Source organism: Methanolobus vulcani, from assembly GCF_900100715.1.
GTDB lineage: Archaea > Halobacteriota > Methanosarcinia > Methanosarcinales > Methanosarcinaceae > Methanolobus > Methanolobus vulcani.
On the sequence record NZ_FNCA01000001.1, the window covers coordinates 536,232 to 548,185 of the forward strand.

Below are 11,954 nucleotides of genomic sequence, written 5' to 3' on the forward strand. Positions count from 1 at the left end.
ATCAAAGGTCGCATGTTTTACAGTTGGTGCCACCACATTCCGGATTCTCGAACTGCCATTTAAGGCCCCACTGCTTTATATTCTGCAACACATGAAGGAATTCTTCCCCGCTTTCTGTAAGACTGTATTCTGACTTAATAGGGAAAACTGTATCATCGACGATCTTATCAACAAGACCATGTTCTTCCAGTTCCTTCAACCTTGTGGACAGTGTCTTTGGTGTCACGTCCTGTAACTTATTTTTAAGCTCATTGAACCTTTTGCGCTTATGTTCACCTTTGTAAAGCTCATGCAAGATGCATAACGACCATTTTTTGCCGACAATATCGACCGTTTTGTAGATTGTGCAATCTTTCATAGTATCCTATAGGAAACCACCCAATATATAAGTGAGTATCTGTAATATACCATTAATCCAGAAGAGAATTTTGGAAGAAGGAGTGACCAATATGGCAAAAGATCTACTTGAGAAGGGAGCGATCCTGCAGAGAGACCAAGAAACATACGCAATTGCACCACATCTGCCAGGTGGTGTTGTATCTGCAGAACAGCTTCGTAAAATTGCGGATGTTGCTGAGAAATATGGCGCTGCAACATTAAAAGTAACTTCATCCCAGAGAGTTTGTATCGTAGGACTCAAAGAAGATGATATCGACAGTGCATGGGATGACCTTGGAATCAAACCAGGAGCTGCCATTGGACTTTGTGTAAGAAGTATCAAGATCTGTCCAGGTACAACATTCTGTAAGCGCGGACAGCAGGACGCAGTCGGTCTTGGACTTAAGCTCGATGAGAAATACCACGGAATGGAACTTCCATGTAAATTCAAGATGGCTGTTTCCGGATGTGCAAACTCATGCTCAGAACCTGCGATCAAAGATATTGGTGTCATGGGAACACCAAAAGGATACACTGTCATGGTAGGCGGTAACGCAGCACTTAAACCAAGGATTGCAGACGTAATTGCAGACGAGCTTAGTGAAGACGAAGTTCTTGCACTTGTTGAAAAGATTGTAACATTCACCAAGGCACACGGTTCAAAGCACCGTCTTGGAAGAGTTATTGATGATATCGGCCTTGACAAATTCAAGGAAGAGATCGGTCTTTAAATTAATTGAGTAATTTTTCTTCAGGGGAATATCCCCTGTTTTTTCTTATTTTATTCTTAATTCTTAAAAAACGGAGCTGGTATTATCGAAGATATTAAACCTCCAACAAGGATCGCAGTTATCAGATGTGATATAGTTTCAGAAGCATGCCCTGGATTGGGATGCTTTATGGCATTCAATAAAAGAAGCATGCACTTTAAGGAGTACGATGAGAGCGCAGAAATGGTTGCATTCTTCACATGTGGTGGATGTTCCGGCAGGAGGGTTTACCGCTTGCTCAAATCACTAAAGAAACGTGGTGTTGACGTAATACATCTGAGTTCATGCATGCAGATGGAAAACTATCCGAAATGTCCGCACATCGATGAAATTAAAAAGACAGTACAGGACGCAGGAATTAAGCTTGTTGAAGGAACGCACCATTAGAATCAGAAGAGAGAATCGGGAGAGAGAAACATGGCAAAGAGACTGATAGTTAAGATAGATGAAGATAAGTGTACAGGCTGCGGAAAATGCGTATCTCCTTGTGCTGAAGGTGCGATACAAATTATAAACGGTAAGGCAAAAGTTGTTGCGGAGGAACTCTGTGACGGAATGGGATTCTGCATAGGAGTCTGCCCTGAAGGTGCCATCACCATTGAAGAGAGAGAAACTATACCCTTTGACCTGAGAAAAGCTGAATCCCAGCCAAAGACAACAGATGTTTCGATCAAGTGTTTCAGTTGCGGTTGCGGTGAGCAGGACAACTACCTCATGCCTGTAAGGCATAACATGGAAAGTCTCTGGGTCTGCACAAGATGCCTCCCAAAGCTTATCCACGGATGAGACCATGGCTAAGGAACTCGTTCTTGAAGAAACTGCAGATTATATCTGCGACTATACTTTCAATTTTTACTGGCACAATAACAGCCTGAACCCTGACTCCTTTATACCCGGACAGAATGGTAGTACATTCACATACAATGATATAATCAATGAACTAAAGGCAGGTGGCGATGTTCGTATCACCGGAAATGTCGGGAAGAATTTTGCCTACAGCCTTGGTGCTGATATCAAACACCTTGGAGGAAGCGGGGAGATTGAAAAGGCAGGCCGGATATTCATAGATGGAAATATAGGACCTGAAGCCGGAATGGGAATGGTTTCAGGCACACTGTATGTCAAAGGTGATATCGAATATCCACTGGGAAATATTGTTGAAATTGTCAGCGATGTTCATGAATATAGAAAATTCTGCTCAATTACAGATATATTATGTAACGGAAGCGTCAGTGATGAACTCATAGACAATGAATTCAATGGATCAGAAAGAATATTGATCCTCAAAGACGGGATTCTCAGGGGAACCGTGGCCGCAAGATGTCCCTGTGTTTCAAAAGTAATCATTGAAGGCGATGCCTACAACGGTACCGGAATGCTTTCCAGAAAAGCCACTGTCATAGTAAACGGCAATGCCGGGATGAATACAGGTTCCCATCTTGATGGTGGAACGGTTGTTGTCCACGGAGAGGTTGGAGAGTTTGCCGGAGCTTACATGAAAGATGGAAAACTCATTTTCCTGAACGCGAAAGGATTCATTGGAGCTGGAATGGAAGGTGGCGCGATCTACAGTAAGAACAAGGCTAAGACCAGCCCCCCTGCTGCGAGATCCAGAATGAAAGGGGAAGACAGCAGTCTTATGAGGCAATTCATGGATGCAGGAAGAGTTGAATCAATGCTCTACAACAAATATGAGAAGGATGAGGAAAAAGAAAAATACGTTGAAGTTCGTATGCGTGATGGTTCGGTCGTTATGCGTAAAATAGATTGATAGACTATGTGCAAAGATTGAAGCTCCCGGGTTATGCTTTATCCAGCATCACCCAGAAAACAGAACCTTTGCCCCCGGGATTATCATCAATACCCACACTGCCTTTGTGAATATCAATTATTCTTTTCACAATAGCAAGACCAAGACCGCTTCCTTTTATACCTTTTTTATCAGCCCTTCTGAACCTGTCAAAAACAAGAGGCTTTATGTCATCAGGTATACCATCTCCCTCGTCTGCAACCATTATTTTCCAGAATTTATCTTTATCCTGAACAGAAATAGTAATTGTACTACCATCAGGACTATACTTCAGAGAATTTGATATGATATTGGAAAAAACATCTTCAATCACATCATTGACCCTTGAAAAATACTCAGTTCCATTTTCATATACAAGATTGATCCCTTTCTTTGAGAACTCTGTGGAAAAACTGTCAACAACCATGTGCAATATTAAACCAATGTCCTGAACTTTAAATTCCATATCCTCATGAGATTCAAGTCTTGCAAGTTTTGCAGCAGAACTTATCATTGCAGTCAGATGATCAGTCTGAGAACAGATCATTTTTAAGGATTCCTTTTTTCCAAGGTCGGTCTCTTCCACGTAAAGCATGTCGCTGAAACCTCTGATCACATTGACCGGATTAAGCAGATCGTGCCTCATGATATCCATGAATAGATCCTTGAGCCTGTTAGATGATTCTAGCTGTGATTTCTCTTTCTTGTCAAGCATCCAGCGAGAATGAACTGCAAAAAGGACAAAGATCAGAATTATGAATACCAAAATGTACCAATATTGGATGAAAACATCTTTCAGGCTTATTTTTCCATAATCAACATACATACCATATCTTAGATCACGCATCAAACTGTCCACCGAACTGTAATCTGCCGGAACTGTCCAGCCGCTTGCACCAATTGAAATTGCAGCTTTACTGTCTGCAGGCATGGTCAACAGAGCAATGGTCATAAGTTTGGATATTTCATCAGACGTTGATGCAGTTTTTGCAAAAACCCAGTCGGGATAAAGTTTGGTACTGGATATAAAAGGGTAATCATCATATTCTTTTGTGTTCAGGATCTTAACATCACCCTTATGAACAACACCGTCCCTTATCAGCGATTCCAGAACTCCGGTCCTGACAGTTCCGGCATCTATCTCTCCTTCTATAACAGAAAGAACAACATCCTTCTGGGAATTTACAAATGTTATTTTGCTGAAATCAGCATCATTGATATCCACAAGATGAAACTCTCCACTTGATGCCAGATATCCGCCCAATGACTTGTCACTGGCAGCCACGAATGAGTCGCCTTTTAAATCCTTCAGAGAATTAATATCGTCCCTGCCAGCCTTTGTAAAAATAACACCACCCATACCAGCATATGAAGAGTTATTCCAGAATGGCTGTACAGTTGCTATCCTGCCGGCCCCGTGAAGACGTGACATTTCCACATATAGTAACGGATTGCAGTAAAAGAAATCAATGCGCTTAGCCTTTATTTTTTGAGAGAACACATCGTATTCAAGGGGTACAATTTCAAAACTCGAATTGGGAATTGTGTCTTCCAGATAATCCACCATCGGACTCCATGTCCCTTTAAGATCACCTTTATCACCATAGATCGAGAGAACTCCGATCCTGTAGGTATGGGATTCATTTGACTCACAACTTGCAAAGGGAATAAAGAGAATGCTGAAAATGAATAGAATCAGTGTTAATCTGGTATACAGATGAAGTTTTTCTTTTTTAGAAACGCCCATACCCCCTATTTATGTGCAAAATAGACTATTTTACTAACAGTACTTATATTTTTGCAAATAATCGTGCACAAAAAAGATTCATAACATCACTCTGCAACAATAAACTTCAGGAAATTTGTGCCGCCGGATTTACCCTCTCCGGGTGCCTGACCCTGTGTTAAAAGAACCAGCTCTCCAGGTTCAATATTTCCCAATCTTTTAAGGGAATCCATAATTGTTGCTTCCCATTCATGAACTTTCAATATGACAAATACAGGATACACAGCATACTGTAAAGCAAGCTGCTCACAGGTCAGTTCATTACGACTGAATGCAAGTATCCATACATTCGGTCTGAATCTGGAGATCAAACGTGAAGTCTTACCGGATACCGTAGGAGTTATAATATAACGCACAGGTAAACTTCGAATTGCATCATTTACCTGTATAGAAATTACATCTTCAATGCTTGGATTCATTTTCTGGATGGCTTTTGTCATCAGTTCAAGTCCAAGAGTGGTATGGTCCCTCCATTTTTCCGTGGACGCTGCAATTGTAGCCATCATTCTAACTGTTTCAGCCGGATATTTGCCTACTGCCGTTTCTCCAGATAGCATTATTGCATCTGTACCATCTATAATTGCATTTGCAACATCTGTAGCCTCAGCTCTTGTAGGACGAATATTACTGATCATTGACTCAAGCATTTGTGTGGCAGTGATCACCGGTTTGCTGAGAAGGTTTGCTTTGTGGATTATTGTTTTTTGAATAATAGGGACATCCTCAATAGGAACTTCTACTCCAAGATCACCACGTGCTACCATGATAGCATCAGTTTCCTGAAGTATAGAATCAATATTTTTTACTGCCTGCTCGCGCTCTATTTTTGAAACAAGGAACGCTGTTTTTCCTTTTGATTCAATATAGTTCCGTGCCTCTACAACGTCTTCTTTGGATTCTATAAAGGAAAGACAGAATATGCTAATTCCCTCTTTTAAGGCAAAATCAATTATTTCAAGATCCTTTCCGGTTATCGGACTTACATATATCTTTGAACCGGGAAGGTTAATACCTTTTTTAGAGTACAGAGGACCGCCTACAACGACTTTGCAATGAATATCCTCATTTTCTATTGCATCACAATTGAGCTGGATAAAACCATCACTCAGATAAATAGGACTGCCAAGTGAAACACTATCTGTGATCTGTTTATACTGAACAGGAACCACTGAATCCTTTCCAACTATATCCCTTGTGGTCAGAGTTATCCGTTCATTCTTTTTTAGCATCATTGGTTCATTTTCAATTACACCAACCCTGATCTTGGGACCCGGAAGATCGGCCATAATTGCAACCACCTGATTTAGTTCATCTGCCGCATCTCTGATTCTATTGATCAGTGTACGGTGATCATCCATATCACCATGAGAAAAGTTTAGCCGCGCAACATTCATACCCGCAAGAATGAGTTCCCGGATCATCTCAGGAGATGAAGAAGCAGGACCGATAGTACATACGATCTTTGTTTTGTGATCAGGCAAATCCATACATTATCCCACCTTAAAGATATTCAATAATCAATATAATTGTTCTTATGGAACTGATTAAATTTAGGTCTATTCGGAAGTATTCAATTCAGTATATATAGTGACACTATAGACATATCATAAACAGTTATCTCTAAAAATATTTTAAATATAAGAATCCAATATATATTATAATGGGGTTTATCATGGCAAATTCAAAATTCGAACTAAATGAACAACAAAAAAAGGAACTCTCTGATATTTTCGGTAGAGGAGTCAATTTTAAAGATAAGGAAAGACACTTTTACACACATGACGTGGGAGCTTTGCCTTTACTAATAAAAACAATGGTTGGCAAATCCAAGCCTGCAGCTATTGTAAAAGTAAGAAACGAAGAAAAAGCTGTAGAACTTATTAATTTTGCACGTAAATACAAAATCCCGGTAGTACCAAGGGCAGGAGCCTCTTCTGGATACGGCGGGATTATTCCTACCAAAGGAGGAATTATTGCCGATGTTACTCCTATGAGACATATAATCAATCTTGATAAGGATAATCTCAGGGTTACAGTTGGTGCAGGTTCCGTTTGGTATAACCTGGAAGAAAAGCTTAACGAAGAAGGACTCGCAGTTCAGGCTGTCCCTTCAAGCGCAATGTCCGCAACCGTTGGTGGCTGGCTTGCCCAGAACGGTGTGGGTTATGGAAGTTATGAATACGGATGGTCACAGGACACAATGGAATCTGCAAGGGTTGTCCTGCCAAGCGGTGAGGTAAAGGATTTCTCAGGTGAAGAACTCGGTAAGATCATCGGAACCATGGGGACCACCGGAATAATTACACAGGTTACACTTAAACTGAGAAAATACGAAAAGACTGCCGCAATCTCTGCAAAATTCCCTGACGCTTCTTCAATGAAGAAAGCTATCAAGATGGTAGGGGACAAAAAAGTCCCAGTCTGGGCGATCTCATTCTTAAACCCTCAATGGGCTGATATGAAGAACAAGGCCCCGTACAAGACTCACTACGGTGAGACTGTTGACGAACACAGGCCGGAACTGCCACTCTCTTATATATGCAATTTTGCCTATCCGGTATCAAGGGATGTAAGTGCCCTTGAAGAAATTATCAAGGAAGCTGGCGGAGAGATCCTGCCTGATGAAATTGCAGAACATGAAACACAGGAATGGTTCAGGTCAATGAAGGTAAAGAGACTTGGCCCTTCATTTATTCCTGCTGAAGTTGTTGTGCCTGTGGACAAGATTGATACAGTGTTCAATGAGATCGAGAAAAAGATAGGTCTCCCTGTACTTGTTGAAGGAATGGTCACAAAGGGGGAGGAAGCTATCATGCTTTGTTTCATGCCTCATTCGGAAAGGTCATTCAAGTATAACCTTGCTTTCCCGCTTGCCCTGAGTATCGTTAAGATTGCAGAGGAGAATGGTGGAAGAATCTACGCTTCAGGTCTTTACTTTGCAAGTCAGGCTGAAAAAGTTTACAGGGACCGGTTCAAACTCATCAAGGACTTCAAGAAACAGGTTGACCCTGAAGACATAATGAACCCTGAAACAATGACAGGCAAGTCCATGATTAACACAGGACTTTCCATGGCAAAGGCATTCGAGCCAATGGCACGTATGGTCGGAAACATGTCCGGCGTCGGCCATCAGGAATTCAAGGATGAGAAAGGACTGCCCGGAGACATCATCTCACATGCGTTTACCTGCGCACAGTGTGGTTATTGTGTAAATGAATGTGACCAGTACTACGGACGCGGCTGGGAATCACAGTCACCTCGTGGTAAGTGGTTCTTCATTAAGGAATACCTGGCAGGAAAAATGCCACTTGATCAGGAGCAGGTTGACACGTTCCTTGCTTGTACCACCTGTGAAATGTGTGACTATTACTGCCAGCTTGACCTGCCAATTGAACGTTCGTGGATGACCCTGAGAGAGAACTTTGTCCAGAAGAGAGGCATGATGACAATTCCTCCGTTTGAGATCATGGCTCAGAGTCTGGACAATCAGAGGAACATCTGGGCAAATTACAGGGTTGACAGGGACAAATGGATACCCGATGACCTCAGGCCAAAGATAAAGGATAAGGCAGAGATTGCTTACTTTGCAGGATGTACTGCCTCCTTTGTTGAGAAGGATGTTGCTGTGGGAACTGCAAGGCTGCTTGATGAAGCAGGAATCGAGTTCACAACCCTTGGTGACAAGGAAGCATGCTGTGGAATACCCATGCTTGTTGCCGGAAAGTGGGATGTGTTTGAGAGAATCCTGAAAATGAATATTGCCAATATGCAGAAAGCAGGTGCAAAGACCGTTGTAACTTCATGTCCTGCATGCCTGCTCATGTGGAGGACAATCTATCCACAGTGGGCTGAGAAGCTTGGAATGGAGTTTGATATTGAGGCAAGACATTACTCAGAAGTTCTCATGGATAAGCTGGATGTTCTCAAGCCAAAGTTCAAGGTGCCACTGAACAAGACTGTTGCATGGCATGACTCATGTCACATAGGCAGGGCAGGTGCAGGAGTATATGATGCACCACGTGAACTGCTCAAGGCAATTCCGGGAATTGAATTCAAGGAAATGGAGCACAACCGTGAGAAAGCACTCTGCTGTGGTTCCGTTGTAACTCTTATTGATGAACCGAAGATCGCATCAAAGATCGGCAATGTACGTCTTCAGGAAGCTGTGGATCAGGATGCTGACATTATGGCTGCACTCTGTCCATGCTGTGTTGTCCAGTTCAGGGTGGCTGCCAGAGAGAACAATGTCAATGTAGAGATACAGGACCTTGGTGCACTTGCTGCCCGCAGTCTTGGATATGACATACCTGACACAACCAACGATGCTCTTGCTGCATGGGCAGTGTTCGAGAAGATGATTGACCTGATGGAGCCGGAGAACATGACCGAGATGATGGTTGAACTGCTACCTGATATGATCGGAGCGATGCCATCATACATGCAGGCAATGATGAAGACAGTAAAATACGTACCGGGCATGGACTCACTCATGAAGCCTATGATGCCGGTAATGATGCCTATGCTCATGCCTTCAATTATGCCAAAGGTCATGCCAAAAATGCTGAAGGCTGTTGAGAAGAGAGTACCGATGCCGGATTACATGCTCGAGCAGATGCCTGACCTCATGCCAGATGCAATGGGTAATCTTCTGCCTAACATGCTTCCGCAGCTCATACCTCTGCTGACACCGAAGATGATTGCGTATATTAAGGCTAACTGAAATTGAGAAAAAGGCCATTGGCCTTTTACTTTTATTTTACTTTTTTGATAATAAACCGAATCCAGTCCCTGCGACAATGTTATTTCAAAAAGAACAATATCCTATATTGAAATGACGTACGAGATCGCCCTTAACAAAGCATGGGATAAGATTGCAGCGCTGGCTTCTTCGAAGAAATATACAGTGAAGTATTTTACAGACATTTATGAAGTAAGGATATCTGACAGGATGATGCTGTCGATATCATCTGATACCCCTGCCAGTGAAGACATAGCCATACTCGTTCTTCACTACCTTACAGGATTTTTGAAGTATGGATATAACCCGAAAGAAGAATGGATATCATTCAAAGATATTAAGGGCGGGCAGAGTTATTACCCAGCTTATCAGGAAAATACGATTAAACCAATATTGGAAAAATTTAAAGAGAAAACTGATGATCTGATAAGTTATCTGACAGAAAGTCTTGAAGGCAGGATTGTAAAAGGCGGTGATGTCACGGTAGAGCTGCCAACCTTTTCGGATGTTTACATTAGGATGGTTCTCTGGCATGGGGACGATGAGTTTGCACCTGAAGTAACAATACTATTTGACAGGGAACTTACTGAAATCATTCCCTCAGAGGATATTGCAGTTTTGCTATTCAATCTGGCAAAAAGGATTAGTGATGAATTATAATATTACTTTTGAATTGGCTTACCGGCCGTAATGCTGCAGTAGTCAGTTCTTGTCTTGTCAGGGATTTCTGATTAGTCGGCATAATAGGAAAAAAACTTCCTTCACCTTCACAAAATGCCGGTAATACCGAGATCGCATATAAGTTAAAAAGAGATTTTTAGATAGCTATTGGAAACTTTTCCTTAGGGTGTTTAGGCAGCACTAAGAATTAATTACTAAATATGTATCCCATATGGCATAGACAATAAAAACCAACGCTAAAAAAACAATACCATGTTCAATAGAAACCATAATTTTCTGCATGTATTCATATCTTTCTTTCTTTTTTGGGTAGCTGTTTAACAGTGGATGACTATTTTTATATTCAGACAATGCAGTAAACCAAGCAGTAGTTATGGTTCCTAAAAAGAATCCTAACACGATCCATAAAACAGAAATCGCAAAATCTGCCATCACCCCAATACCCATTTAGATACCCATATAATTTAATAATGATGCATTAAAACTTACAGAGTTAAAAACATGTCGATTTACTTTATTTGATGAAACAGGAAGTAATCAACAATTCAATAACAAAGTTCAAGGTTCTGGATAGCCTTGCAGTAAAACGGAAATTATTTAAAATGAGAAAGGGGTTTTCAAGATACTAACAAACGTTTTTCCTCCACTTGTCAAATAATGATTTATATTATAGGAATATCCGACTTTTTTCTCATGTACAGCATCACTACAAAAATAGTTGCCATACCACCAAGTTCATTCATCAAATGACTAAATTCAATATCAAGGAAGTATGTTGTTATCATAACAGCAAACCAGATGAAAATAGCAATTACTATGCTTTTGAAATCAGTCCTATATTCTATTTTCTTTTCCTCATCATCTTCTTTAACTATGATTCCTGATAAAAAATAAGCAAAAAGGAACACTAAAAAAATAACAGGCCCAAGTATCATCCAGAAGTAAAACTGAGATAGTTCTGGTAAAGCGTTTCTGAAAAATATGAGGACTATACTAAGAAGAAATCCTCCCGCCCCACCCATTATTCTATCACGTATTGTTATTCTTCGTTTCATCAACCACACCCATCATTAATATAGATAATTGATACATTTTTCACTAATATATTTGAAAATATTAACTAAGTAATGATACTTATACTTGCTGACATGGCCACTTGTTATTGGCGTAGAAGATAAATGCCACTATTTTGATTTCTTCCCTTATTTAGCGACAACGGAGATTTTAATGATCTGTTCACGCCTTTCCCATATACAATATTTTTCGCCAATGCTTTGAATTTGAAATGAAAATAAAGTTCTTAAAGGACAATAACAATATAAAAGAGGCGAAAGTATGAGTATGGAAGAACAGATTGTCAGCATATGCTGGTTTATTTTCCTTATTTACTGGATCATCAGCGCAAGGTCCGTTAAATCTACAAAAGAAACAAAAAAAGGGCATTGTTACTCAAACATAGTTAGCTCTTTATTTCTGAATTTCATTAACAGTAGGACAGAGTACCGCAGCATTTCAATACTCTTTGTATAACACTTGGACTTTCTTCTCAACCTTGCCAGAAAATGCCTAAATATACTATTATATCCTTCTACAGTATATGTTTCTGCTTTGGATCGAGTATGAATCGCCGCTGGAAGAAACTCTGCATATGCTTTCCAGTGATCCGTCATGACTTCTTTTATCTCAATATCCTTTAATTTGTCCCAGAGTTGTATTCCAGTTTCTGTGCCTCTGCTGCCAAAAGAACAGTTGATGAACCTTTTCCCAACTCTATCAATAGCAATCCAGATCCAGCAATATTTTTTTTGTTGC

Annotated in this window: 12 protein-coding genes; 6 read left to right on the forward strand and 6 right to left on the reverse strand. The window is 40.7% G+C overall.

What is annotated here, in order from left to right; all coding sequences use genetic code 11:
- Position 1: 1 nt before the first annotated feature.
- A complete protein-coding gene (locus BLP52_RS02365; protein ID WP_091708333.1) occupies positions 2 to 358 on the reverse strand; it encodes a winged helix-turn-helix transcriptional regulator in 357 nt (118 codons plus the stop codon).
- Between the two features lie 91 nt (positions 359 to 449).
- Between BLP52_RS02365 and BLP52_RS02370 the strand changes: the two genes are divergently transcribed.
- From BLP52_RS02370 to BLP52_RS02385, 4 genes are all read left to right on the forward strand, one after another.
- Positions 450 to 1,109 (forward strand): nitrite/sulfite reductase domain-containing protein, encoded by a 660-nt coding sequence (locus BLP52_RS02370; RefSeq protein ID WP_091708334.1) that lies wholly within the window; start codon positions 450 to 452, stop codon positions 1,107 to 1,109.
- A 93-nt stretch (positions 1,110 to 1,202) separates the two neighbouring features.
- Entirely contained in the window at positions 1,203 to 1,535 is a 333-nt protein-coding gene (locus BLP52_RS02375; RefSeq protein WP_394328623.1) for a CGGC domain-containing protein, read from the forward strand.
- A gap of 30 nt (positions 1,536 to 1,565) precedes the next feature.
- On the forward strand, positions 1,566 to 1,934 hold the full coding sequence (locus BLP52_RS02380; protein ID WP_091708338.1) for an ATP-binding protein: 369 nt from the start codon (positions 1,566 to 1,568) through the stop codon (positions 1,932 to 1,934).
- Between the two features lie 4 nt (positions 1,935 to 1,938).
- The gene (locus BLP52_RS02385) at positions 1,939 to 2,919 is read left to right on the forward strand and encodes a GltB/FmdC/FwdC-like GXGXG domain-containing protein (protein ID WP_091708341.1); all 981 of its coding nucleotides are present in this window, start codon (positions 1,939 to 1,941) and stop codon (positions 2,917 to 2,919) included.
- Between the two features lie 31 nt (positions 2,920 to 2,950).
- On the opposite strand, the gene BLP52_RS02390 is transcribed toward BLP52_RS02385, so the two are convergent.
- Both BLP52_RS02390 and pyk read right to left on the reverse strand, forming a co-directional pair.
- Complete coding sequence (locus tag BLP52_RS02390; protein WP_091708343.1) at positions 2,951 to 4,684, reverse strand: sensor histidine kinase; 1,734 nt, start codon at positions 4,682 to 4,684, stop codon at positions 2,951 to 2,953.
- 86 nt (positions 4,685 to 4,770) lie between these two features.
- A complete protein-coding gene (pyk, locus tag BLP52_RS02395) occupies positions 4,771 to 6,210 on the reverse strand; it encodes a pyruvate kinase (RefSeq protein ID WP_091708344.1) in 1,440 nt (479 codons plus the stop codon).
- 185 nt (positions 6,211 to 6,395) lie between these two features.
- Here pyk and BLP52_RS02400 point away from each other — a divergent pair, with 185 nt between their 5' ends.
- Both BLP52_RS02400 and BLP52_RS02405 read left to right on the forward strand, forming a co-directional pair.
- Complete coding sequence (locus BLP52_RS02400; protein WP_091708346.1) at positions 6,396 to 9,443, forward strand: FAD-binding and (Fe-S)-binding domain-containing protein; 3,048 nt, start codon at positions 6,396 to 6,398, stop codon at positions 9,441 to 9,443.
- Between the two features lie 111 nt (positions 9,444 to 9,554).
- Entirely contained in the window at positions 9,555 to 10,121 is a 567-nt protein-coding gene (locus tag BLP52_RS02405; RefSeq protein WP_091708348.1) for a DUF3786 domain-containing protein, read from the forward strand.
- A 201-nt stretch (positions 10,122 to 10,322) separates the two neighbouring features.
- Here the strand turns inward: BLP52_RS02405 and BLP52_RS02410 are convergent, their stop codons facing one another.
- The 3 genes from BLP52_RS02410 to BLP52_RS02420 form a co-directional block, all read right to left on the reverse strand.
- Complete coding sequence (locus BLP52_RS02410) at positions 10,323 to 10,589, reverse strand: hypothetical protein (protein ID WP_091708350.1); 267 nt, start codon at positions 10,587 to 10,589, stop codon at positions 10,323 to 10,325.
- 215 nt (positions 10,590 to 10,804) lie between these two features.
- Positions 10,805 to 11,197 carry a hypothetical protein gene (locus BLP52_RS02415; protein ID WP_091708352.1) on the reverse strand — a complete coding sequence of 131 codons (393 nt, stop codon included), beginning with the start codon at positions 11,195 to 11,197 and terminating at the stop codon, positions 10,805 to 10,807.
- Between the two features lie 390 nt (positions 11,198 to 11,587).
- On the reverse strand, positions 11,588 to 11,954 hold a 367-nt coding region (locus BLP52_RS02420; RefSeq protein WP_154717769.1), incomplete at its 5' end, for an IS1 family transposase.